We start from the raw sequence: 24747 nt of genomic DNA on the forward strand, positions 1-24747 counted from the left end.
GGTCATGGTCGACTCATGATCACGCACCGACCCCGGGCCGCCGTGCTGCTCGCCGCGTCCCTTCTGCTCACGGGATGCGGCGGCGGCGCCACGGCCGCCTCCGGACCGGCGACCGCCGCCGCTGCCCCCGAGGCCTCCGCTGCCTCCGCGACGCCGGGCGCGCCCGCGCCCTCCCTCTCCCTCGAGGTCGCGACCCGACAGATACCGGGCCTGGGGCCCAGGACGCTGGCCGCGGTGCCGTCCGGGGCGCGGCAGGCGGTCGTGGTGACCGGGCAGGGCAAGAACTCGCCGCGCTCCACCGTCGTCCTGTACCGGCGCACCGAGGCCGGCTGGCAGGCCGGGGAGAGCTGGCCCGCGCACAACGCGCTGCGCGGCTGGAGCGACCACCACATGGCCGGCGACCTGCACTCGCCCATCGGCGTCTACGGCCTCAGCGACGCCGGCGGGCTCCTGCGCGACCCCGGCACGAAGCTGCCGTACGACCACGGCGTCGGCTTCACGGCGCCCGGCACCGGGTTCGAGGGCGAGTCGCTGGCCGGTTCCTTCGACTATGTGATCGCGATCGACTACAACCGCGAGCCGGGCACCTCGCCCCTCGACTGGACCCGCCCCCTCGGCGCGGGGCGCGGCGGCGGGATCTGGCTGCACGTCGACCACGGCGGCCCCACCCACGGGTGCGTGAGCGTCGCCGAGGAGCACATGAAGGAACTGCTCCTCGCCCTCGACCCCGCCCTCCGCCCGGTGGTCGTCATGGGCGACCATGCCTCTCTGGCCCGCTGAGAAACCGTGCCCGTCGAAGAACCGTGCCCGTCGAATAACCGTGCCCGTCGAGAGAACGTGCCCGTCGAGAAAGGGAGTCGTCGCGTGTGCGCGCATGTACTGGTCGCCGAGGACGACGCGATGCAGGCCGAACTCATCCGCCGCTCCCTGCTCGCCGAGGGCCACACCGCCACCGTGGTCCACGACGGCCCCGCCGCGCTCGACGCGGCCCGGAGGCTCAGCCCCGACCTGGTCGTACTGGACCTCATGCTGCCGGTGATCGACGGCTTCGGCGTCTGCCGGGCGCTGCGCCGGGACGACGACGTCCCGGTCCTGATGCTCACCGCCCGCGCCGCCGAGGACGACCTCCTGCTCGGCCTCGAACTCGGCGCCGACGACTACATGACCAAGCCGTACAGCCCGCGTGAGCTGATGGCCCGCATCCGGACCGTGCTGCGGCGCAGCGGGCGGGCCGCGAGCCGGCGCGACGATCCGGCCGTGCGCGCCGCCGGACTCGCCGTCGACCCGGAACGGCACGAGGTGACCTGCGACGGCGTGCCCGTGGAGTGCACGCCCGCCGAGTTCCAGATCCTGCTCACCCTGGCAGGCGAGCCCGAACGGGTCTTCTCCCGGCGGCAGTTGCTCCAGTGCACCCGGGGCTTCGACCGGTCCTCCACCGAACGGGCCGTCGACGTGCACATCATGAACCTGCGCCGGAAGATCGAGGCCGACCCGCGCCGCCCCGTCCGGCTGCTGACCGTCTTCGGCGTCGGCTACAAGCTCGGCGGAGGCCGCGCGTGAAGCGTGCCCGCGGCCGTACCCGCACCGGCGCCGTCCGGATACCGCTGCACAAACGCCTGCTGGTCCGGCTGCTGTTCACGTCCGTCCTGATCGCCGTGTGCTCGGTTGCCGCGACGGCCTGGCTGGCGGTGGCCACCACCACCCGCGCCCTGAAGGAGGAACAGGGCCAGGCCCTCGCCGACGACATGGACATCCTCGCCCGGCTCAGCGGGTACGCGGCCACGCACCCCGACTGGAGCGGCGTCCAGGCCACCGTCCACGCCCTGTCGGCGAAGACCGGCCGGCGCATCGCCCTGACCACCGCCGACCGCACCCGCGTCGCCGACTCCGCCTCGCACGCCACCGCGCTGCCCCCGCACGCCGCCGCGACCGTCGACCCCCTGCGCACCGACACCTACACCGAGCGCGGCGCGCAGCTCGGCGGGATCGATCCGCGCGTGGTGGGCCCCTATCTGCTGTCGGCCGGGGAGCGCGCCGAGATCGGCGCACTGGCCCGGGCACGGCAACGCTGCCTCGCCCGCTACGGCATCGACGCGACCGTCCACGACACACCGAGCGGTCGGCCGGTCGTCATCGGCACGGACGGCGCCTTCAACTCCCCCTTCGCGGCAGACGACTGCGAGGACGGCAGGCTCGACGCGCCGACCCCCACGGAGGACAAGGCGCTGACCGGGCTCCAGACCCGCGCCCGCAGCTGTCTCACCCGGGCGGGCGTGCCGACCGACCAACCGGTGTTGGCCAGGATCAGCGGCACCGACCGCGGCGTCGTGACCCCCGACTTCGTGATCGAGTACGCCAGGGCGGGCGACGCCAAGACCCAGCGGGCCGTCCAGACCTGCGTCGACGACGCCCGGCGCGCCCAGCTCGACCCGTACGTCGCCCCCGTCGTCGAGCTGTATCTCGGCATCGGGGACGACGGTGGGGCGCCCCGCTGGAACATGTCCCCGGCCAACAAGGCGAAGGTCTTCGGCACGGCCGGCCTGGTGCTCGCCCTCACCGTCGCCGTGTCCGCGGTCGTCGCCACCCGGCTCGTACGGCCTCTGCGCGCCCTGACCGTGGCCGCCCAGCAGCCCCCGGACCAGCACGCGCGCGTGCCCGTCACCACCCGGGACGAGACCGGGATCCTGGCGGAGGCGTTCAACGACCTCGCCGAGCGCCGCGAACGTCTGGAGGCCCAGCGCAAGGCCCTGGTCAGCGATGTCGCCCACGAGCTGCGCAGTCCGCTCACCAACATCCGGGGCTGGCTCGAGGTCACCCGCGACGGCCTCGTCGAACCCGACGCCGAACTGCTCGGCGCCCTGCACGAGGAGGCCCTGGTCCTCCAGCGCGTCATCGACGACCTGCGCGATCTCGCCGCCGCCGACGCCGGCACCCTACGGCTGCACCGCGAGCCCGTGCCCGCCGACGAACTGCTCGCCCAGGTCGCCGCCGCCCACCGCGTCGCCGCCGACACCGCCCGCGTCGCCCTGCGCACCGAGACCGAGGGCACGCCCTGGCTGGACGCCGACCCGGTGCGTCTGCGCCAGGCGCTCGGCAACCTCGTCACCAACGCCGTACGGCACACCCCGCCCGAGGGCACGGTCACCCTGACCGCCCGGCGCGACGGCGAGGCCGACGTCGTCGTCCTGGAGGCCGCCGACACCGGCACGGGCATCGCGGCCGAGGACCTGCCGCACGTCTTCGACCGGTTCTGGCGCGCGGAGAAGTCCCGCAGCCGCCGTACCGGAGGCAGCGGCCTCGGCCTGCCGATCGTCCGTCATCTGGTCGCCGCCCACGGCGGCACGGTGGAGGCCGCCAGCACGCCGGGCGCCGGCAGCGTCTTCACCCTGCGGCTGCCCGCCGCCGCGCCGCCCAAGGACGGCTGAGGTGTGCCGAAGTCACGTTCCCGGCTTCGTCCAGCGAGCGAGCGGGCGTGTCGCCGGCGCTCTTTTGGGGAGCCGGCCACGCGCAGCGGCGGCGGAATGTCCGTCAGGTCGCGTCGGCGGTCTCCACGATGAGCCCCCGGAGGAAGGTGGCGATCGCGGCCTCGAAAGCCTCGGCGAAGGCCGGGTGCATGAACGCCAGGCTCGAGTCGGCCTGGAAGGCGGCGAGCAGCGAGGGGGCGGGACGGCTGCGGGTCCACAGGGCTCCGACGAGGATGATGACCATGTGCGCGGCGCGGAGCGCCCGCTCGTCGTCGAGCTCGGGGAGCAGGTCGTGGAGCCGCGCGGCGAGCCAGCGGATGGCGTCGCGTGAGGACCTCTTGTACCTGGTCGCGACGTCGACGGAGATGTTGTGCTCCAGGATCGCGTGTTGCACGCTCAGCAGTTCGCACAGCATGGGGTGGGCGGCGAACGTAGCGGCCAGCCGTGCCGCGACCTGGCGCGCTCTCACCGGAGCCGGTGCGGACGGGTCGGCCCACTCGGGGAACGTCTCGGCGGTCTCGACCCGGTAGCGGGCGGCCGCCTCGGAGAGCAGGTCGAGCAGCACCGCCTCGCGTGACTCGAAGTAGAGCGTCATGGCGGACTTCGACAGCCCGACCCGGCGGCTGAGTTCGTTGAGGCTCACCGCCGCGACCGGCATCTCGTCCAGCATGCCGGCCGCGGTGTGCAGGATGCTCTGCCGCCGCACTGCGCGCTGCTCGTCGCTCCGTGCGCGATGGAAGGTTGCCACCCCAAGAGGATAGTCGACCGCCGGTCCATTGACTGTGGACCGGCGGTACATTAAGTTCAATGTACCGCCGGTCCACTATTGGCGGGTGAGCGGGTGGAGCGGGTCATGCCATCGCCGACCGAGGGAAGGGACGCGCCATGAAGGCCACGGAGGCTGTCGACCGGGTCGACCCGGACCGGTGGCGGGCCACGCCGCCGACAGAGCGGCTGAGGCTGCTCCGCCTGGTCCAGGCCAACATCGACCGGCACTTCGACGAGCTGGTGGCGGCGGACTGCCATGCGAAGGGCATCGACCCCGCGAACCCGGCCGACGCCCACCAGGTCGGCACGAGCGTGCAGCGCGTCCTGGTGCCGTTGCCCGTGAACGTCGCGGCCGCCATCGACCTGTACGAGGGCCTGGTCCGCGGCCGCCCGCTCCAGCCGCTCGCGGTCACCCCTGCCGGGGACGGCCGCTTCGACGTGCGGGTCTCCCCGCGCGGGAAGGACCGCCTGCTCAACGGCGACCGGACCGACGTGCTGCGCGTCGTCGGCGAGCCTCGCAGGGTGGACCCCTACGCGAAGCCCGGCGGCATCGTGGCCGTGCTCGGGGCGGGGAACGTCGCGTCGTCGTTCGAGATGATCCGGGCCCTCTTCGTCGACGGCTACGTGGTCGTCCACAAGCCGCACCCCCTCAACGAGGACGCAGACCGGGTGTGGGAGAAGGTCCTGCAACCGCTCGTCGACGTCCAAGCCGTCGCCTTCTGCCCTGCCGACGAAGGGCCCGCCCTGACCCGCGACCCCCGCCTCTCGAAGATCTACTTCACCGGCGGGACCGGCTCCGCCAGGGCGATCACGGCGACCACCGACACCGAGCTGGTCTCCGAGTGCGGCGGCAACAACCCGTGCATCGTCGTTCCCGGCGACCGCCCGTGGACCGAGCGGGAGATCCGCCATCAGGCGCTCCAGATCGCCACCATCGTCACGATCAGCGGCGGCTCGATCTGCGGCCGGACGCAGACCCTGGTGACGAGTCGGCACTGGCCGCAGCGGCGGCAGCTCCTGGATGCGATCACCGTCGCCCTGCGGGACCTCACGCCCGGCTCCAGCACCAGCTACCCCGGGGTCGACAAGACCTTCACGGCCTTCCGCGACGCCTATCCGGGCGGGCGGATCGTCCAGCCCGTGGACGGCCGCCCCGCTTCGCAGGTCATGGTGATCGAGGACGTCGGCACCGAGGGCTTCGCCCTCGACCACGAGGCGTTCTGCCAGGTCATGAGCGAGGTGGCGCTCGATGTCGCGCCCGACGCCGGGACGTTCCTTCCCGCAGCGGCGGAGTTCGCCAACGAGAAGCTCCTCGGCACCCTGGCCGCGACGATCCTCATCGACGAGGACACCAGGAAGGCCCACGCGGCCACCGTGGATCGCGCGGTCACAGAACTCCGCTACGGCGCCATCGGCGTCAACACGATGCCGCCGGCGGTGTGGACGAACCCCTATCTCATCTGGGGTGGGAACGAGGAGGGCCGCGAGTTCTTCTCCGGTCGCGGCAACTTCGGCAACCTCCTGGGGTACGAGAACGCCGAGAAGTCGATCGTGGTCAGCGGCTTCACCTCGCCGGGCCACTTGATCATGACGAGCAAGCGGGGCTGGCTCGACCTGTCGGCGCGCTTCGCCCGGTACGCCGTCCGCCCCACGTGGCCGCGGCTGTTCGCCCTCGCCTTCGCCGCGACGCGCGCGGGTTTCCGTCGCGCCGGTTCCTGACACCCCTTCTGTCGCCGTCCGCCAGGACAGACAAGGACATCCCATGAGTGACAAGATCGCCCTGGTCACCGGAGCCTCCTCGGGCATCGGCGAGAGCACCGCCCGCCGCCTCCACGACGCCGCCTTCGTCGTCTACGGCGCCGCCCGCCGCGTCGACCGGATGGCCGCGCTGGCCGCCGCAGGCGTGCGCACGGTCGCCCTCGACGTCACCGACGAGTCCTCGGCCGAGAAGGCCGTCGCGGACGTCCTCGCGGCGCACGGCCGTATCGACGTCCTGGTCAACAACGCCGGATACGGCTCGTACGGCGCGCTCGAAGACGTCGGAAGATGCGCTACCCGACAGGCACCCGGTGGCGCTACGACCGGGTGAGTCGTTTCCCGGCCTGAGATTCGTGGCGGGATCAGGTGAGGACGGCTGAGGGGCACGGTCACTGCTCGCGCAGGCCCCACGGGGAGCCGTACTCCGTCAGCAGGTCGAGGAAGGGGCGGGCCGGGAACGCCTCGGGGCCCAGGACGCCCGTGCCGGTCCACGCGCCGGTGGCGAGAAGTTCGAGGGCGACCACCGGGTTGACGGCCGTCTGCCAGACCACGGCCTGGCTGCCGTACTCGGTCATGGACCACTGGTTGTCGACCACGTGGTACAGGTACACCTCGCGCGGCGCACCGTCCTTCACGCCCCGCACCCAGGTGCCCGCGCACGTCTTGCCGTGCATCAGCTCGCCCAGCGTCGCCGGGTCGGGCAGACAGGCGGCGACGACGTCCCGCGGCGAGACGGCGACCGGCCCCTGCGCGCTCGCCACGGTCACCGGCGCGGTGCGGTCCAGCTCCAGCCGGTGCAGCGTCTTCAGCGTCTCGACGAACTCCCGGCCCAGGCCGTACTTGAAGGTGACCCGGCGCGCGTCCACCCAGCGCGGCACGAGCAGCACCTCCTCGTGCTCCACGTTCACGCACTCCACGGGACCGATGCCCTCGGGGAAGTCGAACACCTCCGGCTCGCTGAACGGCTCGGTGGTGAACCAGCCGCGGTCCGCCTCGTAGACCACCGGAGGGTTCAGGCACTCCTCGATCGTGGTCCAGATGCTGAAGGAGGGCGCGAAGTCATGGCCCTCGACGGTGAGGTTCGCGCCGTCGCGGACGCCGATCTCCTCGATCTCGTCGAACAGCTCGTCGGCGGCGTACCGCGCGAAGACGTCCGACAGACCGGGCTCCACGCCCATGCCGACCAGGGCCAGCGCACCCGCCCGCCGCCAGTCGTCCGCCTCGGCGAACTGCGCGTCGCCGAGCTTGACCCCGCACTCCTCGTACGGCTTCTCCGGGTGCGGCCGGGACAGCGACATCGCCATGTCGACGTAGCGGGCCCCGGCCGCGCGCGCCGCCCCGAACAGGGGCATCACGAAGCGCGGATCGGTGGCGTTGAGCAGCACGTCACAGCGGTGCCGGGCGAGCAGGTCGGCCACCGCCGACCGGTCGCCCGCGTCGACGCGCTCGGCGAGGAACCGCTCGTCGCCGTCGAGCGCGGCGACGGCGGCAGCGGCGCGGGCGGGGTCGTAGTCGGCCACCACCATCGCCTCGAAGAACGGACGCCGGGCGGCGATCCGGGTGATGGCGGTGCCGACGCCGCCGGCGCCCACGAGCAGAACACGCATGACGAGAACTCCCTCGGTCGAAAGGGTGCGAAACAGGGGGCCCTGCCGGAGATACAACGCCTCCGGCGCGCGTAAGGTCAATGGCGTTGGCATAAGGAGCCAGGGGGAGGCGAGGGCTGCGGGAGGGGGAGGTGGGGGGAGGTGGAGGTGGGGGAGCGGAGAGGGGGCAGGGAGGATCAAGGATGCCGAAAGACGTCGTACCGGAAGAGAAGCGGCGCAGGCGGCGGCCCACCCGGAGCGGCACCGTGCTGTCCGAGGGGCTGATCGTCGAGACCGCGCTGCGGATGCTGCGCGAGCACGGCAGCACCGGACTCACCGCCCGCCGGCTCGGACTCGCCCTCGACTGCGACCCCAGCACGCTCTACCGGTACTTCCGGGGCATGGACGAGCTGACCCTCGCCATCGGCGACGCCCTGATCGGGGAGGCCCTGCGCGGCTGGGCGCCGACGGGGGAATGGCGGGCGGACCTGCACGCGATCGGGCTGCGCATCCACACCGCCTACGTCGCCCACCCGCAGGCCGCCCAGCTCACCGCGAGCCGCGTCACCGGCCGGGCCAACGAACTGGCCGCCGACGAGGCCGTCCTGGACGTGCTGCGCACCGCCGGGTTCCCGTTGCCGGACACCGTGCGGATCTACCACGCGTTCATCGACCAGACCCTGGCCTTCGCCGCCCTGGACTCGGCGGCGCTGGCGCTCCCGCGCGCCTCGCAGCGCGCCGACGACGCCATGTGGCGCTCGACCTACGCCCGGCTGCCCGCCGCCACCCACCCCCGGATCGCCGAGGCGGCCCCCCTGCTGTCCACCCGCATGGTCACCAGCGCCTATCCGACGGCCCTGGAGATGCTGCTGGACAGCGCGGAGGCGACGCTGGCGCGGCTCGGTTCCTGAGCCTCGACAGGCTCGGTTCCTGAGGCTGGACAGGCTCGGTTCCCGAGACTGGTCCGGCTCAGTTCCTGAGAGCCGGCGCCGCGGCCTTCGTCACCGCGTCCGCCACCGCCGCCAGCGCGGGCGAGTCGAGCTTCCACTGCTGCCAGTACAACGGGACGTCCAGCGGCCGGTCGGGGGCGAGGGAGACCAGACGGCCCGCGCGCAGCAGGGCGTCCGCCTGCATCTCGGGCACCATCCCCCAGCCGAACCCGGCGGCGACCGCGTCCACGAAACCCTCCGAGGTCGGCACGGCGTGTCGTACCGGACCCGCGCCGGGGCCGTGGCCGCCACGGCGCAGCCGGCGCACGAACGCGTCCTGGAGGTCGTCGCTGCGGTCGAAGACCACGACGGGGGCCTGGGAGAGGGCCTCGGAGAGAGGACCGTCAGAGAGAGGACCGATGGCGAGGGGACGGTCGGTGAGGTGGCGGGCCACGAAGTCCGGGGCGGCGGCGGCCAGATAGCGCATGGTCCCCAGGGCGTGCACGGAACAGCCGGTCACGGCGTCGGGCGACGACGTCACCGCCGCCATCACCAGCCCCTCCCGCAGAAGTTCCGCCGTGCGCGTCTCGTCCTCGCGGTGCAGTTCGAAGCAGAGCTGCGGCTCCCGCGGCACCCGGGCCAGGGCGGGCAGGAACCAGGTCGCCAGGGAGTCCGCGTTCACCGCGACGGTCACCCGCGTCGGCTCACCGGCGCCGCTCATGCCCAGCTCGGACCGCGTGTCGCGTTCCAGCCGGGCAAGCTGCCGGGCGAACCGCACGACGATCTCGCCGGACTCCGTCGGCCGCACCGGCTTGGTGCGCAGCAGCAGGACCCGGCCGGTGCGCTGCTCCAGCGCCTTCACCCGCTGGCTGACCGCGGACGGCGTCACATGCAGCGCCGCGGCCGCCGCGTCGAACGTGCCCTGGTCCACCACCGCGAGCAGCGTCCGCACCTGGTCGAGAGGGAGGTCGAGGGAGAGATCGTTTCTCACATCATCAATCGTACTAATGATACGTAAGAATCTTTAGCTGTACGTCGGGTGATCGTCTCCTTAGCGTGGACGTCATGTCCCCCGCTCTCGCCGCCGCCTTCGCCGGATTCGGCACCGGTCTGTCCCTCATCGTCGCCATCGGCGCCCAGAACGCCTTCGTCCTGCGCCAGGGAGTCCGCCGCGACGCGGTCCTCGCCGTCGTCGGCATCTGCGCCCTCTCCGACGCCCTGCTCATCGCCCTCGGCGTGGGAGGGGTGGGCGCGCTGGTGGTGGCCTGGCCGGGGGCGCTGAGGGCGGTCGGCTGGATCGGCGGCGCGTTCCTGCTCGGCTACGGGGCCCTCGCCGCCCGTCGCGTGTTCCGGCCCGGCGCCGAAGCCCTGCGGACCGACGGGGAGACGGCGGGCTCACGCCGACGGGCGGTGCTCACCTGTCTGGCGCTGACCTGGCTCAACCCGCACGTCTACCTCGACACCCTCTTCCTGCTCGGCTCGATCGCCGCCGACCGCGGCCCGCTGCGCTGGACCTTCGGGCTCGGCGCCGCGTTCGCCAGCCTGTGCTGGTTCGCCGCGCTCGGCTTCGGCGCCCGACTGCTCGGCCGGTTCCTGGTCCGGCCGACCGCCTGGCGGATCCTGGACGGTCTGGTCGCCGCCACGATGATCGCCCTGGGCGTCACCCTCGTCGCGGGAGCCTGACATCCGCGACCTGGCATTCGCGACCTGACGACAGCGACCTGGCATTCGCGACCTGACGACCGTCCCCTGGCATTCGCGATCCGCCGTCCGCAATCCGAGATTGCACGTCCATGGGGGCCGCAACAGCCCAGGAGGTGCTGGGATAGTGACCCTCTGACCCGAAAGATGTAACGAGCAGCCAGGAAGCGCGTGGACACGAGCGAGAGCAGCACGACACCCGAAGCCGACCCCGACCCCGACTCCGAGCCTGATCCCGACCCCGACCCCGAGGCCGGCCCGGGCCCGCAGGGGCGCGCCCGGCGAGGCTGGCGCCGCTGGGCGATGGACACCCGCCCGCTGCGCCGCCCGGCCTTCCGGCGACTGTGGTCCTCGACCATCGTCACGGCCGTCGGCAGCCAGCTCACCGCCGTCGCCGTGCCCAAGCAGATCTACGACATCACCGGCTCCTCCGCCTGGGTCGGCTACGCCAGCCTCGCCGGTCTGGTCCCGATGGTGCTGTTCGCGCTGTGGGGCGGCGCGGTCGCCGACACCGTGGACCGACGCAAGCTGCTGCTGGTCACCAACAGCGGGATCGCCGTCACCTCGGTGCTGTTCTGGCTCCAGGCGGTCTCGGGGCTGGACTCGGTGGCGGTGCTGATGGTGCTGCTCGCCGCGCAGCAGGCGTTCTTCGGCCTCAACGCGCCCGCCCGCAACGCCTCCATCGCCCGCCTCGTGCCCGCGCGTGAACTGGCCGCCGCCAACGCCCTCGGCTCGACCGTCATGCAGACCGGCCTGGTCGCGGGTCCGCTGCTGGCGGGCGCCCTCATCCCGGTGATCGGCCTGCCCGAGCTGTACCTCCTCGACGCCGTCGCCCTGTGCGCGACGCTGTGGGCCGTCTTCCGTCTGCCCGCCCTGCCGCCGCTGAAGACCACGCTCGCCCGGCGCGCCGGGATCCGCGAGATCGTCGAGGGCTTCCGCTACATCTCAGGGCACAAGGTGCTGCTGCTGTCCTTCCTCGCCGACATCATCGCCATGGTCTTCGGCATGCCCCGCGCCCTGTTCCCGCAGCTGGCCGCCGAGACCTACGCCCCCTACGGCGAAGGGCTCGCCCTCGGCCTGCTGTTCGCGGCGATCCCCATCGGCGCGGTGCTCGGCGGACTGTTCTCCGGGACGTTCTCCCGGGCGCGCCGGCACGGCTGGATGGTCATCGGCGCGGTCGTCGCCTGGGGTGCGGCGATCGCCGGCTTCGGGCTGAGCGGCAGCCTGTGGCTCGCGGTGGTGTTCCTGGCCTGCGCCGGGGTCGCCGACATGGTCTCCATGGTGTTCCGCGGGGCGATCCTGCTGTCCGCCGCCACCGACGAGATGCGCGGCCGGATGCAGGGCGTGTTCACGGTCGTCGTCGCGGGCGGCCCCCGCCTGGCCGACGTGCTGCACGGCACCGCGGGCGCGGCCTTCGGCCCCCGCGCGGCCGTCGCCGGCGGCGGCCTGCTGGTCGTCGCCGTCATGCTCACCCTGACGGCCGCCGCACCTGCGCTGCGCCGCTATCGCATCTGACGGCCGACTCCCGCGTCCGAGGTCCGGTCACCGCGTCCGAGGCCCGACGGCCGACGTCGGCTATCCCACCCCGCCGCGCCGGTGCATCCCGTACTGCTCCATCAGTCTGCCCCGGGTCATCTCCAGCCGGGCGGCGAGGATCTCGGCCACGATCCGCACCAGGGAGAGACCGAGCGCGGGCTCCTCCTCGCAGAGCTTCAGCACCGGCTGCGCCTCGAACACGTAGGCGCGCACCGGGCTGAAGGCCTCCGCGCCGAAGTCCCACTGGTACGGCGGGAACAGCCACGACCAGCCGAGCAGGTCGCCGGCGCCGAGGCTGGCGACGGTGACCCGTCGTACGGACGTCACCCGCTGGTCCAGCGAGACCGCGCCGGAGCGGATGACCCAGAAGCGGTCGGCGGTGCCGCCCGCCTCGAAGATCCGGGCGTCCTCGGGGAAGGACACCTCCCGGGCGAGCTCCATCAGCCGCCGGCGCTGCGGCGGGGGAAGGGCGGTCAGCAGTTTTATCGCTTTGGTCATGGCGCGAGGCTCCTCGCCGGCGAGCGGATGCGGTGCATGAGGTCCATGAGGTGCGGGCGATGCGGGCGGTGTTCTCCCCGCAACGGGCCCGGCAGCGGTCCCTGGAGTGTTTTCCCTACCGCCCATTTCATCCGCTGCCAGCGCTGCGGGCACCTCGGCGGAGGGCACTTTCCGGCTGCGGGCAGGAAAAAGCCCTGGCTGGACGGGGGAAGCCAGCCAGGGCCGTCAAGGGTGGAGCACGGAGGAGGGGCGCCCTCGACTCCGGTCACCACGTATGTGTGAACCGTAAACCATTCGCGGAGATTTCGCGTAGCCCTAAGCCGGTCACGTGACCCGTTTCACTCATTCTTCATTCAACTTTCATTCAGCTACCCCTCACCCGTCACTCACCCGTCAGTCACCTGTCACTCACCGCTCCTCCGCTCCTCCGCATGCCGGCCGGGCGTCACTATCTCGTCCAGCACCCGGACCACGGTCTCGTAGGCCAGCACCCGTACGTGCGCGTCGCGCGCCGCCGCCGGGTCGGCCGCTCCCACGCCCTGGCTGAGGGTCCGCCAGGCCAGCAGTTCCTCGTTCGCACAGGTCTTGGCCCGCTGAAGGCGGCGCAGCAGTTCGCCCGAGTCCACGACATCGCTCATGGGCTCCGCGTACCCCACAAAGCCCCTTCCATGACCTGTTCGCGCGGGCCAGGAGAGGCGGGTGCCCGAATCGGAGAGGTTCGCGCCGTCTGACCGCCGTCTCGGTGGGAACACGGACGAGATGAACGAATCCGAGTTCCAGCCCGACGGACGGCCCGTGGACGTGTACCTCGACCTCCTGCGCGTGCGCATGGACAGCGAGGACTACCAGCTGCTGATGAAGGTCGTCGCCCCCGCGCTGCGCGCCCTCGAGGAGCAGCCCCCGGAGAGTCTCGACGTCGCCCTGCACCCGGACACCGACCAGGAGGTGCCCCAGGAGATCCGGGACGAGGCCGCGCTGGTCATCGCCACCGCGGTCACCGGCCGGATGGACAACCGGCTGGTGGAGATCCAGGTCGACGGAACCGGCCCGGTGCGGGTGGTCACCGACGCGGCCACCGCGGACGATCCCGGCCGCCTGGCCGAGATAGCCGGCTGCATCCAACAGCGCCACCAGGTCACGGAGGAGCTGCGCGGCATCGCCGAGGCGAGCGGCCTGTCCACGGACTTCTGACCGCCCGCCCGCCGCCCTGCCGCCCGCTGCTCTCCGTCCGCCCTGGGTCCGCGCTGGGGACGGGTCCGTCACCCTGGCGGTGTCACCGGCACGCCGAGCGGGCGTGCCAGGCCGACGACCGCCTCGTCCAGGCGTTGCAGATGCCGCAGCACCCGGTCGGTGACCCTCCCGTAGCGCGGTGTGCCCGACGCGCCCGGCTTCAGCAGCGAGGCGATGCTCGGCCCGGTCCGCACCGCGGCGGTGCTGTGCTCGTCCGCGACCCGCGCGGCGATCGCCCCGATGTTGTGCAGGATCCGCTCCCCGGCCCTGCGCAGCCGTGGGTCCGCCGCGATCGACGGATGGGTGGGCAGCAGTTCGGCCGTGGCCGCCAGCGAACGCGTGTGATAGGCGCAGGTCTCCAGAAGCGCGACGACGTACCGTGCCGTGTCCCGCCTGGTCCGCAGCGGCGTGACCGGATGCGTCAGCGGCTGCGTGGCCGCCCGCAGGTCCGCCAGCGCCTGGTCCAGGTCCCGGGCCCGGTCCAGCAGATCGGCGGGCGGCCCGCCGCTGAGCTGGTCGACGGCGGCGTCGGCGACATCGCTCAGCCGGTCCAGGACGGTCGTCAGCAGCTCGTTCGTACGGCGGTCCGTGTGCACCGGCAGCACCAGCGCCGCCGCCACCACCCCGCAGGCCGCGCCCAGCGCCGTCTCCTCCACCCGCAGCACGAGCACCGACAGGCTGTAGGTGTGCAGCAGCGTGTACAGCACGCCCAGAGCAGCGGTCACGAAGAACGACATCAGCGTGTAGGACAGCGGCGCGGTGTAGAACATCGCGAACACGCACAGCAGCACCACCGCGAACGCCGTCCACGTGTGATGCCCGACCAGCCCCGCGAGCACGATGCCCGCGACCACCCCCAGCACCGTGCCCAGCAGCCGCCGGTAGCCCTTGACCAGGATCTCCCCGGTGGAGGCCGTGTTCAGGAACACGATCCAGCAGGTCAGCACCGCCCAGTACCAGCGGTGCGCGGACAGGAGCTCGCCGCCGACGATGGCCAGCGACGACCCGACGGCGACCTGCACGGCGGCCCGGGTGGTCGGCCGCCGCAGCCCCGTGGCCTCCTCGGCCGCGCCCTCGGGCTCCCCGACCCCGTCGATGGCCGCGTCCTCCGCGTCCAGCTCTTCGCGTGAGCGGGCCGTCTCCGGGCTGTCGTCCGACTCGTCCTGCGGCCCGTCCAGGGCGATCCGCAGCCCCAGCACCCCGCGCGCCGCCTCCGCGACGCCCCGGAAGACGTCCTGCACGGCAGGCGACGCCTTCGGCAGGTTCTCCTCCTCCCGGTACCCGAGCAGCCGGTTGCGCACCTGGGCCCGGCCCGTGCCCGCCGCCCCGGGATGCCCCACCAGCAGCCGCAGGGCCTGGAGATCACGGCGCAGGAGGTCGAACGCCTCGTCCCGCACCGGCAGATCGCCGCCCTCCGGGAGGGACGCGCCCGGCAGATGGAGGGTCAGGGTGTCGGCCCGCTGCGCACTGCGCGCCGTCAGCAGCAGCAGACCGAGCCGCTCGGCGCTGATCTCGGCGTCGGCGATCCGGCGCTGCACCAGTCGGGCCGTCGTCTCGTCCGGCGTGCCCTCCGCCAGCCGGCCCTGGATCATCATCGCCGTCTCGTGCAGACGCGCGGTGCCCTCGCGCACATGCTCCAGCGCCTTCTCCGCGTCGTCCGGGCCGGCCTCCAGCAGGTCGAGCTGGGCGTCGATCAGCTGCGCCAGCCGGGCGCGGAAGGCCTCCCGCAGCAGTGCCAGGATCCCCGTCGGGGTCTGCGGCACGAGCACGAACCGCGCTGCCGCGCTGCATGCGAAGGCGACGGCGATGACCCCCCAGAACCCCGGGAGCGTCGAGCGCGTCGCGCCGACGAACAGCGACAGGAAGTAGACCTGGAAGCCGATCAGCCCGAGCGCGGTGCCCCGGTCGCCGAACCGGCGGCCGTAGACCGCGCAGAAGATGAGGACGACGAAGAAGACGTCGCCGGCCACCCGCCAGGAGCTGAGCAGACTGGCCAGCGACACCGAGGCCAGCGCCACCGGCAGCCCCAGCGCCAAGGTGACGGCCTGCGGGCCGCGCGTCTTCTCCCGGATGGCGAAGGTGGCGACCATGGCCGCGATCGCCCCCGCCACCAGATGCGGTACGTCCGCGCCGAGCAGGGAGAGCACGGCCAGCGTCAGGGCGATCGCGCCGACCGTCCGCAGCCCGGCCGCCAGCCGCAGCAGGCCGGGATCGGACGCCGCGATCCGATCCCGCGACCGGGCCGCGAGCGACCGTGCCGCCGCCCTCACGCCGCCGTGCTCCCCTGCGTCGGTGCGTACCTCACCCGGTCTCGGCGCCGTCGCCCTCGACCTGCGCCCGCACCTGCTCGGGCGTCAGATAGCTGTCCGTGTACTCGAAGTCCTTGAGCTTCGCCGCCCGGCGCGACTGGAAGCCGGTGCGCACGAAATCGTCGCCCGCGAGCGCGTTCAGCGTCCAGTTCGTCAGCACCCGCGCCTTGGCGACGCCCGTGCGCAGCGCAGACCAGTGGTAGCCGCGCGCCACGACCTGCGCGGGCAGCCCCCGCAGCTCGATGCCGAGAGGCTTGGAGACGGCGTCGGTGCCGCCGAGGTCGACGACCAGCCCGAGGTCCTTGTGCACGTAGGGCCGCATCGACTGGCCCCGCAGCGTCGCGATGACGTTGTCGGCCACCGCCTTGCCCTGCCGCATCGCGTGCTGCGCCGTCGGCGGGCAGACCGCGCCGTCCTCGGTCTTGGCCTTGTCCGGTACGGCGGCGGCGTCCCCGAGCGCGAACACCCCGTCGTTGCCGGGCAGGTTCATCTCGGCGGTGACCGCGAGCCGCCCCCGCACCGTCTCCGCGCCGAGCGTGGCGATCAGCGGGCTCGCCACCACCCCCGCGGTCCAGATCAGCGTGCGCGTCGGCACGACCCGCCCGTCGGTGAAGGTGACCTCCTCCGGGCCCGCCTTGGCGATGGACACGCCCAGCGAGACCTCGATGCCCCGCTTGCGCAGCACCTTCTGCGCACTGCTGCCGAGCTTGTCGCCGAGCTCCGGCATCAGCTTCGGCGCGATGTCGATCAGATGCCACTTGATCAGGCTCGGATCCAGCCGCGGATAGCGCTTGACGGCGTTGTGCGTGAGCAGTTGGAGGCAGGCGGCGGTCTCGGTGCCGGCGTAGCCGCCGCCGACGACCACGAACTGCAGCCGCGAGGCCCGCTCGGCGGGGTCCTTGCTGGCGTCGGCGAGGTCGAGCTGGGTGATGACGTGGTCGCGGATGTACGCGGCCTCCGCGAGGGTCTTCATGCCGAAGGCGTGGTCGGTCAGCCCCGGGATGTCGAAGGTGCGGGTCACACTGCCGGGAGCGAGCACGATGTAGTCGTAGGGCTCGTTGACGATCTCGTCGGTGATGGTCCGGATGACGCAGACCTTCGCCTCGAGGTCCACGCCGACGGCGCCGCCCGGGATGATCCGGGTGCGGTACTTGCTGCTGCGGCGCAGCGACACGGCGATCGACTGGGGCGTCAGCACCCCCGAGGCGACCTGCGGCAGCAGCGGCAGATAGAGCTGATAGGCGAACGGTGTCACCAGGGTGACGTCGGCCTCCGCCGCGGCGAGCCTGCGTTCCAGCCGTCGAACGCACCCCACTCCCGCGAAGCCCGCGCCCACCACCAGGATCCTGGGTCGAGTCACGATGTCCATCCCTTTCTGCGGCTCCAGGCGGTCTGCCCCAGCTGCCCCGTCGATCCCACCGCGACCGGACCGCTTCCGCCAGCCGGACGAGGCATGTAGACGAACGTTTCTTCTGAGGTCAGCGTCGTACCCCCCGAACCGCCCGGATACTCACCAGGGAAGGAAGACATGCACGTCCTTTCCGTCCGCGGTGCGCACCACGCTGACCTGGCGGCACAGCGTGTGGATCAGGTACCAGCCGATGCCGCCGCCCGCGCTGTCGGGGCGGAACGGACGCGGCGACGGCAGCGCGGAGCTGGTGTCGTGGAGCGTGACGTGCACCCCGTCGAAGGTGGGGCGCAGCCGCAGTTCGAAGGGGCCCGGCGCGTACTGGACCGCGTTCGAGGCCAGTTCCGCGACGATCAGCAGGATGTCGTCCCGGCACTCCGGCTCCGTGGGCGGAGAGGCCCGCGCCAGATCGCGCAGGAACTCGTCCGCGGCCAGACGCGCCCCCGTCACATCGGGCGGTTCGCCGGCGAACCGGACGGTACGGCCCGGGATCGTCTCGAAGGTCAGTGCGTGGTTGCCCCGTGGCTCGGTTGCCATGTCGTGCGTGCGGCCCCACAGTGCCCGGGACCGTCGTCCTTTCTCGTACGGCTCTCTCGTTCTTCCTCTGCTCTTCCTCGTACGGCTCTCTCGTCGCGCCTCTTCCAGGTTCCCGGGACGGCGCGGGCTACGCGTCCTGGCCCACGCCGACCTCGGGTCACGCCGGTCTCGCCGGCCGGGCTCAGCGGAACACGTCGTCCGCGTCGTCCCAGCTCAGCGTCTCGTCCGGGGCGCCCTGGCGGGGCAGTCGCGCCCGTGCCTGGTACATCGCCTCGATCTCCGCCGCGTAGTGCGCCACGATCGAGTCGCGGCGCAGCTTCATCGACGGCGTCAGCAGACCGTTCGTCTGGTCGAACGACTGGGGCAGGATCCGGAAGGCCCGGATGGACTCCGAGCGGGACACCGAGCTGTTGGCCGCGGCCACCGCCCGTCCGATCTCCTCCCGCAGGGCGTTCTCCTCGCGGGTCTCCCGGTTCGGCGTGTCGCCCTGGAGGGACAGATTGCCGCGCCAGTGCGCGAGGAAGTCGGGGTCCAGCGTGATCAGCGCGCCCACGCAGGGCCGGTTGTCGCCCACGACCACCGCCTGGTGGACGAGCGGATGCATCCGCAGCCGCTGCTCCAGCGCGGCCGGGGCCACGCTCTTGCCGCTGCTGGTGATGATGACGTCCTTCTTGCGTCCGGTGATGGTGAGATAGCCGTCGGAGTCGAGGAACCCGAGGTCCCCGGTGGCCAGCCAGCCGCCCCGCAGCGCCGCCCGGGTCGCGTCGTCGTCGTTGACGTAGCCCTGGAACACCGACGGGCCGCGCACCAGGATCTCCCCGTCGTCCGCCACCCGCAGGTCCGTGCCGGGCAGGGCCTGTCCGACGGTGCCGGTCTTCTCCCGGCCCAGCGGCTGCATGGTGAGCCCGCCGCTGGTCTCCGTCAGGCCGTAGCCGTCGTGGACGTAGATGCCGATGCCCTCGTAGAAGAGGGACAGGTCGCGGTGGAGCGGTGAGCCGCCCGACGTGGCTCGGTGCACCCGGCCGCCCAGCGCGGCGCGAAGTCTGCGGTACACCGTCCGCTCGAACAGGGCGTGCTGGAGCCGCAGATCGAAACCGGGCCCGGAACCGCGGCCCAGCCGATGCCGCTCGACGGCCGCCGCGAAGTCCCGCGCCGTCTCCGCGGCCCGCTCGAACAGCGGGCCCCGGCCCGACTCCTGAGCCACCCGCAGAAAGTTCTTGTAGATCTTCTCGAAGACGGACGGCACCGCGTACAGATACGTCGGGCGGAACGAGCGCAGCGCCGCGGAGAGCGCGTCCGCGCCGAGGTCAGGCTCATGGCCCATCAGGATCCCCCCGCGCAGACACAGACCCTGGATCATCAGGCCGTACACGTGCGAGAACGGGAGGAAGGCGAGGACGGACCCCTGCTCTCCCTCCCGCGCCACCGTGTGCCCCCAGCCGGCCAGCAGCGTGTCGCAGGGGCTGGCGAGACCGCGGTGGCTCAGCGCGCAGCCCAGGGGGCGGCCCGAGGTGCCGGAGGTGTAGGCGATGACCGCGGTGGAGTCGGGCAGCACGATCCGGCGCAGCGAGTCGACCGTGGTCTGCGGCACCAGCTCGCCGCGCTGGGCGAGCTGCTCGAAGGCTTCCGCGTCCAACTGCCAGACGTGCCGCAGCGCGGGCAGGGTCGCGCACACCGACCCCACCGTCATCACGCTCTGCTCGTCCTCGACGACCACGCCCACGCAGCCCGAGTCCCGCAGGATCCATGCGACCTGGTCGCGCGAGGACGTCGGATAGACGGGGACCACCTCGGCGCCCACCGCCCACAGCGCGTAGCTGAGCACCGTCCACTCGTACCGGGTGCGCGCCATGATCGCGACGCGGTGCCCGGGCGAGATCCCGGACGCGATGAAGCCCTTGGCCAGGGCGATCACCTCGTCGCGCAGCTCGACGGCCGTCACCTGCTCCCAGAAGGGCGAGGCGGGGTCGGGACGCCGGGCGAGCACCGGCAGGTCGGGGGTGCGGGCCGCCGTCTCGAAGACGGTGTCGGCGAGCCCTCCGGTCAGGGGCGAAGTGGCGGGGGGAGCGACAGCGAAGTCGCGCATACGCTGCTCCTGACATGTACGAAGGGTGACTCCGTCGACGAGAACCGTTATCGACGGTGGCGAATGTAGCCCAGGTGGGACCGGTTGTGGCCGGGAACGGACTAAGTGGTGTGTGTTGGTGATCCCAGCAGGTCCCGCGCCCGTGCGGGGCGGCTCGGACGGCGAGCGCGACGGCCTCAGCTCTGGGTATGCCGTACGCACATGATGACGACCTCGCGCAGACTGCCCGTGCGCTCCCACACCTCCTGCTGCAACTGGGAGCCGTTCCCGTGCCGCAGCAGCTCGGCGCTGGACGCGCACGCCCGCTCCAGATCCCCACTGTCGGCCAACGCGTCCTCCACATGAGCCAACAGCGCCCCCACGACCGTCTCGGCCGGCGCGTGCCGCAGGGTCTCCGGGTGGAGCAGATCGCCGGTCAGCCCGGAGCGGGCGGCCCGCCAGCCGGCCAGCCGCAGCAGGCTGACGCTGTGATCCAGCGGCTCCTTGCCCGCCTCCCACTCCCGGGCGGCGGTCTCGACGAGCCCGCGCACCAGCGTGGCGACCAGCGCCGCGGTCTCCGCGTGCAGACAGATGTCCGCCACCCGCACCTCCACCGTCGGATAGCGCGCCGACAGCCGGGCGTCGAAGTAGACCATTTTCTCGTCGAGGATCGTGCCCGTGGCCACCATGTCCGCCACCCGCCGGTGATAGCTCTCCGCCGACCCGAACAGCTCGGTCGGACCGGCCGAGGGCCAGCGCTGCCATACCCGGCTGCGATAACTGCTGTACCCCGACTCCCGGCCTTGCCAGAACGGGGAGTTGGCGCTCAGCGCCGACAGCACCGACAGCCACGGCCGGATCCGGTCGATCACCGCGACGCCCTCCTCGTCGGAGCCGACCGACACATGCACATGGCAGCCGCACACCAGCTGCTCGCGCGTCGCGATGCCGTACTGCTCCGCCATCCACTGATAGCGCCGGCCCATGCTGACGGACGGGCTCACCGGCAGCGGCGACGTGGCGAGCGCGGCGACCGCGCACCCCGCCTCCCGGGCGTGCCGGGCCGCATCCCCGCGGATGCGGACGAGCTCCTCGGCCAGCTCACCCATCCCCGAGTGCGGATGGGTGGCCAGCTCGAGCATCTGGCTGTGCAGCTCCCTCTCGAAGACCGGCGGCTCCTCGGCCTCCTGGTACCGCGAGGCACGGGCGAGGACCGCGGCGGACAGCGCCCGCGGCTCCCCGGTCTCCGGGTCCACGAGGAGAAGCTCCTCCTCCACTCCCACGGTGCGCACAGGCTGCGGCCTCTCTCTGGCGGGTGGCGGGCACCCGAGTGCCCCGTCCGGTTCTCCTCACACGGAGCCGACTCGCGCGGAGCCGACTCCCACGGGCGAGGACCTCACCCGGGCGACGGCGTCAGCCACACCGTGGCGAGGGGCGGCAGCGTCAGCCGCAGCTCGCCGTCCGCCGCCTTGACCGGATCGGTACGGGTCACACCGCCGCCCCCGTACCGCACGGCGTCGGTGTTGAGGGCCTCCGCCCAGGCGGGCACGTCGCCGGGGACGGCCAGGAGATAGTCGTGCCGCACGACGGGGGAGAAGTTGCTGACGGCGAGCAGCGGACCGCCGTGGGCGTCGTAGCGGAGAAACGCGAAGACGTTGTCGTCCGACGCGTCCCCGAGCACCCACCGGAAGCCGGCCGGGTCGGTGTCGCGCTCCCACAGCGCCGGCGTGGCGCGGTAGACGACGTTGAGATCGCGGACCAGGTCCCGCACCCCCCGGTGATCGGCCACGGCTGCGTACCCGGGGTCGAGCAGCCACCAGTCGGGTCCTTCCGGCTCCGACCATTCGCCGCCCTGCGCGAACTCCTGCCCCATGAAGAGGAGTTGCTTGCCGGGGTGCGCCCACATGAAGCCCAGATACGCCCGGTGGTCGGCGCGCTGCTGCCACCAGTCGCCGGGCATCTTGGAGACCAGCGCCTGCTTGCCGTGCACGACCTCGTCGTGGGAGATCGGCAGGACGTAGTTCTCGCTGTAGGCGTACACCATCGAGAACGTCATCTCGTGGTGGTGGTATTTGCGGTGCACCGGCTCCTTGCCGATGTACTGCAACGAGTCGTGCATCCAGCCCATGTTCCACTTCAGGCCGAACCCCAGACCGCCGCTGTCCGTCGGCCGGGTCACGCCGTCCCAGGCCGTGGACTCCTCGGCGATCGTCACCACGCCCGGACTGCGCCGGTACACGGTCGCGTTCATCTCCTGGAGGAACGCCACCGCGTCCAGGTCCTCCCGGCCGCCGAACACGTTCGGCGACCACTGCCCGGAATCCCGCGAGTAGTCGAGGTAGAGCATGGAGGCCACGGCGTCCACCCGCAGCCCGTCGACGTGGAACTCCTCGCACCAGTAGGTGGCGTTGGCCACGAGGAAGTTGCGCACCTCGACCCGCCCGAAGTCGAACTCGTACGTCCCCCAGTCCGGATGCTCCGCCCGCCGCGAGTCCCCGGGCTCGTACAGCGGCTCCCCGTCGAACCGGCCCAACGCCCAGTCGTCCTTGGGGAAGTGGGCGGGAACCCAGTCCACGATCACGCCGATCCCGGCCCGGTGCAGGGCGTCCACCAGGAACCTGAAGTCGTCGGGCGTGCCGAGCCGCGAGGTCGGCGCGTAGAACCCGGTGACCTGATAGCCCCAGGAACCCGAGAAGGGATGCTGGGCGACCGGCATGAACTCCACGTGCGTGAAGCCGAGGTCGTCGACGTACGCCGGGAGTTCCTCGGCCAGTTGACGGTAGGTCAGCCCAGGTCGCCAGGACGGCAGATGGACCTCGTACACCGAGAACGGCGCCACATGCACCGGAACGTCGCCCCGGTGCGCCATCCACTCCTCGTCGCCCCACGTGTGGTGCGAGACGTGCACGATCGACGCGGTGTCCGGCGGCACCTCCGCGCACCGGGCCATCGGGTCGGCCTTCAGGAAGCGGTCCCCGTGCCGGGAGGTGATCTCGAACTTGTAGCGCGCGCCCTCGCCGATCCCGGGCAGGAACAGCTCCCACACCCCGGACGAGCCGAGCGACCGCATCGGGAAGGCCGTCCCGTCCCAGCAGCAGAAGTCGCCCGTCATCCGCACGCCCTGGGCGTTCGGCGCCCACACCGCGAACCGGGTGCCGGTCACGCCCTGGTGGGTCATCGGCTCCGCGCCGAGCGCCTTCCACAGCTCCTCGTGCCGGCCCTCCCGGACGAGATGCAGATCGAGGTCGCCCAGCGCCGGCAGGAACCGGTACGGGTCCTCCAGCTCCCGCGCCTCACCCGCGTACACCACCCGCAGCGTGTACGACGGCACCGCGTCGAGCGGCAGCACGGCGGCGAAGAGGCCGTCGCCCTCCGACGCCAGCGCGGTGGCCTGCCCGTCGACCACCACGCTCACCGCCTCGGCGAAGGGACGCAGGGCCCGGAACACGATCCCGCCCGGCGCCGGGTGCGCGCCCAGCAGGGCATGCGGATCGTGGTGGGCGCCCGAGAGCAGACGCCCCCGGTCGCAGGGGTCGAGCGCGGGCGCCGTGGGCGGCCGGGGACCGGCCGCCTCGGGAAGGGCGGTGTCGCGCAGGGCCATGGGGTCAGCCTCCTCGGACGGCGAGTCGTTCGATCGCCGCCATGGGTACGGGCAGCCAGTCGGGGCGGTTACGAGCCTCGTACAGCACTTCGTACACGGCCCGGTCCGTTTCGTAGGCGCGCAGCAGAGCGTGTTTCTTACGGGGGTCCCAGCCCGCCCGGGCCGCGTAGCCCGCGCAGTAGGCCTCCCGGCAGCGACGGGCCCACTCCGGACGCCACGGACGCCGCTGCCGGGCCGCGTAGTCGAAGGAGCGCAGCATGCCGGCGACGTCCCGCACCGGCGAGTGGGCGCTGCGCCGCTCGGCCAGCGGACGGGACGGCTCGCCCTCGAAGTCGATGACGAACCAGTCGGGTCCGGCGCGCAGCACCTGCCCGAGATGCAGGTCGCCGTGGATCCGCTGGGCGGGCGGGCCGGAGTCGCAGGCGGTGAGCGCGTCGAAGGCGGTGACGAGGCCGGGCACGAACGGGCGCAGCGCCGGCACATGGTGCGCGGCCGCCTCCAGCCGCTCCGTCATCGCCGCCGCCGTACGCCCGTCCTCGGCGTCCGGGGCGGCCGGGAGCGCCGCGGCCAGCGCGAGATGCACGTCGGCCGTGGCCCGCCCCAGCTCCTCGGCCTCCGCCGTGAAGTCGGTCCCGCGGGCGAGGGACTCCAGCGCCAGCGTCCAGCCGTCCGAGGCGCCGGGCAGGAACGGCTGGAGCACGCCGAGCGTGGCCTCCATGGGATGCGTCGTACGGAACCACGCCACCGGCGCGGGCACCCGGCCGCACCCCTGCCCGGCCAGTGCGACCGGGACCTCCAGGTCGGGATTCACTCCGGGCTGGATCCGTCGGAAGATCTTCAGGATGAACGCGTCGCCGTACACCAGCGACGTGTTGGACTGCTCGGCCTCCAGCAGACGCGGGGCGAGACCGGCGGGCACCGGCACGGACGGGTCGGACTCGAAGCTCAACGGACCGAGCGTGCCGGGATGGCGCATCCGCTCCAGGAGCAGATGCGCCGAGCGCGGGTCCTGCAACGCGTCATGGACGGTCAGACCCGCCAGCGGCCCCTCCTCGACCCTGCCGATCAGCGCACGGCCCAGCCGCGGCGACAGATGCTGCTGGACGCCGAGCAGCAACTGGTAGCAGTCGCCGGCCGGGGGAGTGCCGCCGGGCGTCGGGACGCCCGACTGCCCGGCGTGCACCAGCAGATGCAGACAGCCCGGATACAGCTCCGTCATCGACAGCATGCGCAGATCGGCGAGCGGCCGGTCCTTGCCGGCGAACCAGCGCTGCCGCGGCAGCCACTCCCGCAGCAGCGCGCTCAGCGATCCGCCGGAGCGGACGACGCTCGCACCGCTCGGTCTCAGAGGGGCGGT

The 24747-nt window shown here is 72.5% G+C and carries 21 protein-coding genes; 9 read left to right on the forward strand and 12 right to left on the reverse strand.

All coding sequences use genetic code 11. The features are described from left to right. The first annotated feature begins 15 nt into the window (after positions 1–15). From OG562_RS42750 to OG562_RS42760, 3 genes are all read left to right on the forward strand, one after another. On the forward strand, positions 16–780 hold the full coding sequence (locus OG562_RS42750) for a L,D-transpeptidase family protein (protein ID WP_266407799.1): 765 nt from the start codon (positions 16–18) through the stop codon (positions 778–780). A gap of 84 nt (positions 781–864) precedes the next feature. Then, the gene (locus OG562_RS42755) at positions 865–1560 is read left to right on the forward strand and encodes a response regulator transcription factor (protein ID WP_266407801.1); all 696 of its coding nucleotides are present in this window, start codon (positions 865–867) and stop codon (positions 1558–1560) included. Continuing rightward, positions 1557–3425 (forward strand): cell wall metabolism sensor histidine kinase WalK, encoded by a 1869-nt coding sequence (locus tag OG562_RS42760; RefSeq protein WP_266407803.1) that lies wholly within the window; start codon positions 1557–1559, stop codon positions 3423–3425. The genes OG562_RS42755 and OG562_RS42760 overlap by 4 nt, the downstream gene beginning before the upstream one ends. A 103-nt stretch (positions 3426–3528) precedes the next feature. Here the strand turns inward: OG562_RS42760 and OG562_RS42765 are convergent, their stop codons facing one another. After that, complete coding sequence (locus tag OG562_RS42765) at positions 3529–4212, reverse strand: TetR family transcriptional regulator (protein WP_266407805.1); 684 nt, start codon at positions 4210–4212, stop codon at positions 3529–3531. Between the two features lie 137 nt (positions 4213–4349). Between OG562_RS42765 and OG562_RS42770 the strand changes: the two genes are divergently transcribed. Then, the gene (locus OG562_RS42770; RefSeq protein WP_266407807.1) at positions 4350–5951 is read left to right on the forward strand and encodes an aldehyde dehydrogenase family protein; all 1602 of its coding nucleotides are present in this window, start codon (positions 4350–4352) and stop codon (positions 5949–5951) included. A 43-nt stretch (positions 5952–5994) separates the two neighbouring features. Next, positions 5995–6321 carry an SDR family NAD(P)-dependent oxidoreductase gene (locus tag OG562_RS42775; protein ID WP_266407809.1) on the forward strand — a complete coding sequence of 109 codons (327 nt, stop codon included), beginning with the start codon at positions 5995–5997 and terminating at the stop codon, positions 6319–6321. 58 nt (positions 6322–6379) lie between these two features. On the opposite strand, the gene OG562_RS42780 is transcribed toward OG562_RS42775, so the two are convergent. Then, on the reverse strand, positions 6380–7597 hold the full coding sequence (locus tag OG562_RS42780; protein WP_266407811.1) for a saccharopine dehydrogenase family protein: 1218 nt from the start codon (positions 7595–7597) through the stop codon (positions 6380–6382). A gap of 182 nt (positions 7598–7779) precedes the next feature. Between OG562_RS42780 and OG562_RS42785 the strand changes: the two genes are divergently transcribed. Beyond that, positions 7780–8487: a TetR/AcrR family transcriptional regulator gene (locus OG562_RS42785; RefSeq protein ID WP_266407814.1), complete on the forward strand. Its 708-nt coding sequence runs from the start codon at positions 7780–7782 to the stop codon at positions 8485–8487. A 58-nt stretch (positions 8488–8545) separates the two neighbouring features. On the opposite strand, the gene OG562_RS42790 is transcribed toward OG562_RS42785, so the two are convergent. After that, the gene (locus tag OG562_RS42790; protein ID WP_266407817.1) at positions 8546–9496 is read right to left on the reverse strand and encodes a LysR family transcriptional regulator ArgP; all 951 of its coding nucleotides are present in this window, start codon (positions 9494–9496) and stop codon (positions 8546–8548) included. Positions 9497–9570: 74 nt separating this feature from the next. Here OG562_RS42790 and OG562_RS42795 point away from each other — a divergent pair, with 74 nt between their 5' ends. Together OG562_RS42795 and OG562_RS42800 are read left to right on the forward strand one after the other, a co-directional pair. Then, positions 9571–10188 (forward strand): LysE/ArgO family amino acid transporter, encoded by a 618-nt coding sequence (locus tag OG562_RS42795; RefSeq protein WP_266407819.1) that lies wholly within the window; start codon positions 9571–9573, stop codon positions 10186–10188. A gap of 189 nt (positions 10189–10377) precedes the next feature. After that, on the forward strand, positions 10378–11721 hold the full coding sequence (locus tag OG562_RS42800) for an MFS transporter (RefSeq protein WP_266407822.1): 1344 nt from the start codon (positions 10378–10380) through the stop codon (positions 11719–11721). 60 nt (positions 11722–11781) lie between these two features. Here the strand turns inward: OG562_RS42800 and OG562_RS42805 are convergent, their stop codons facing one another. Next, the gene (locus OG562_RS42805; protein WP_266407825.1) at positions 11782–12240 is read right to left on the reverse strand and encodes a cyclic nucleotide-binding domain-containing protein; all 459 of its coding nucleotides are present in this window, start codon (positions 12238–12240) and stop codon (positions 11782–11784) included. Between the two features lie 404 nt (positions 12241–12644). Continuing rightward, a complete protein-coding gene (locus OG562_RS42810; protein WP_266407827.1) occupies positions 12645–12878 on the reverse strand; it encodes a hypothetical protein in 234 nt (77 codons plus the stop codon). Positions 12879–12999: 121 nt separating this feature from the next. On the opposite strand from OG562_RS42810, the gene OG562_RS42815 reads away from it, so the two are divergent. Further along, entirely contained in the window at positions 13000–13431 is a 432-nt protein-coding gene (locus tag OG562_RS42815) for a hypothetical protein (protein ID WP_266407830.1), read from the forward strand. A 68-nt stretch (positions 13432–13499) separates the two neighbouring features. Here OG562_RS42815 and OG562_RS42820 read toward each other — a convergent pair whose 3' ends face one another. The 7 genes from OG562_RS42820 to OG562_RS42850 form a co-directional block, all read right to left on the reverse strand. Continuing rightward, a complete protein-coding gene (locus OG562_RS42820; RefSeq protein ID WP_266407832.1) occupies positions 13500–15740 on the reverse strand; it encodes an FUSC family protein in 2241 nt (746 codons plus the stop codon). Between the two features lie 31 nt (positions 15741–15771). Then, a complete protein-coding gene (locus OG562_RS42825) occupies positions 15772–17148 on the reverse strand; it encodes an NAD(P)/FAD-dependent oxidoreductase (protein WP_266407834.1) in 1377 nt (458 codons plus the stop codon). Positions 17149–17289: 141 nt separating this feature from the next. Continuing rightward, positions 17290–17724 carry an ATP-binding protein gene (locus OG562_RS42830; RefSeq protein WP_266407837.1) on the reverse strand — a complete coding sequence of 145 codons (435 nt, stop codon included), beginning with the start codon at positions 17722–17724 and terminating at the stop codon, positions 17290–17292. A gap of 181 nt (positions 17725–17905) precedes the next feature. Beyond that, complete coding sequence (locus OG562_RS42835; RefSeq protein WP_266407840.1) at positions 17906–19810, reverse strand: long-chain fatty acid--CoA ligase; 1905 nt, start codon at positions 19808–19810, stop codon at positions 17906–17908. Positions 19811–19986: 176 nt separating this feature from the next. Next, the gene (locus OG562_RS42840) at positions 19987–21081 is read right to left on the reverse strand and encodes a glutamate--cysteine ligase (RefSeq protein WP_266407843.1); all 1095 of its coding nucleotides are present in this window, start codon (positions 21079–21081) and stop codon (positions 19987–19989) included. Positions 21082–21185: 104 nt separating this feature from the next. Next, a complete protein-coding gene (gene glgB / locus OG562_RS42845; RefSeq protein ID WP_266407846.1) occupies positions 21186–23390 on the reverse strand; it encodes a 1,4-alpha-glucan branching enzyme in 2205 nt (734 codons plus the stop codon). 4 nt (positions 23391–23394) lie between these two features. After that, positions 23395–24738 carry a maltokinase gene (locus OG562_RS42850; protein ID WP_266409829.1) on the reverse strand — a complete coding sequence of 448 codons (1344 nt, stop codon included), beginning with the start codon at positions 24736–24738 and terminating at the stop codon, positions 23395–23397. Positions 24739–24747: the final 9 nt, after the last annotated feature.

The sequence above is a fragment of the Streptomyces sp. NBC_01275 genome, from assembly GCF_026340655.1.
In the GTDB taxonomy this organism is placed as follows: domain Bacteria; phylum Actinomycetota; class Actinomycetes; order Streptomycetales; family Streptomycetaceae; genus Streptomyces.

What these genes read in the sequence shown, in the direction of transcription:
- OG562_RS42750 (WP_266407799.1), top strand. Translation starts at nt 16, where the DNA reads ATGATCACGCACCGACCCCGGGCCGCCGTGCTGCTCGCCGCGTCCCTT.
- OG562_RS42770 (WP_266407807.1), top strand. Translation starts at nt 4,350, where the DNA reads ATGAAGGCCACGGAGGCTGTCGACCGGGTCGACCCGGACCGGTGGCGG.
- OG562_RS42775 (WP_266407809.1), top strand. Translation starts at nt 5,995, where the DNA reads ATGAGTGACAAGATCGCCCTGGTCACCGGAGCCTCCTCGGGCATCGGC.
- OG562_RS42780 (WP_266407811.1), bottom strand. Translation starts at nt 7,597, where the DNA reads ATGCGTGTTCTGCTCGTGGGCGCCGGCGGCGTCGGCACCGCCATCACC.
- OG562_RS42785 (WP_266407814.1), top strand. Translation starts at nt 7,780, where the DNA reads ATGCCGAAAGACGTCGTACCGGAAGAGAAGCGGCGCAGGCGGCGGCCC.
- OG562_RS42795 (WP_266407819.1), top strand. Translation starts at nt 9,571, where the DNA reads ATGTCCCCCGCTCTCGCCGCCGCCTTCGCCGGATTCGGCACCGGTCTG.
- OG562_RS42805 (WP_266407825.1), bottom strand. Translation starts at nt 12,240, where the DNA reads ATGACCAAAGCGATAAAACTGCTGACCGCCCTTCCCCCGCCGCAGCGC.
- OG562_RS42810 (WP_266407827.1), bottom strand. Translation starts at nt 12,878, where the DNA reads ATGAGCGATGTCGTGGACTCGGGCGAACTGCTGCGCCGCCTTCAGCGG.
- OG562_RS42815 (WP_266407830.1), top strand. Translation starts at nt 13,000, where the DNA reads ATGAACGAATCCGAGTTCCAGCCCGACGGACGGCCCGTGGACGTGTAC.
- OG562_RS42825 (WP_266407834.1), bottom strand. Translation starts at nt 17,148, where the DNA reads ATGGACATCGTGACTCGACCCAGGATCCTGGTGGTGGGCGCGGGCTTC.
- OG562_RS42830 (WP_266407837.1), bottom strand. Translation starts at nt 17,724, where the DNA reads ATGGCAACCGAGCCACGGGGCAACCACGCACTGACCTTCGAGACGATC.
- OG562_RS42835 (WP_266407840.1), bottom strand. Translation starts at nt 19,810, where the DNA reads ATGCGCGACTTCGCTGTCGCTCCCCCCGCCACTTCGCCCCTGACCGGA.
- glgB (WP_266407846.1), bottom strand. Translation starts at nt 23,390, where the DNA reads ATGGCCCTGCGCGACACCGCCCTTCCCGAGGCGGCCGGTCCCCGGCCG.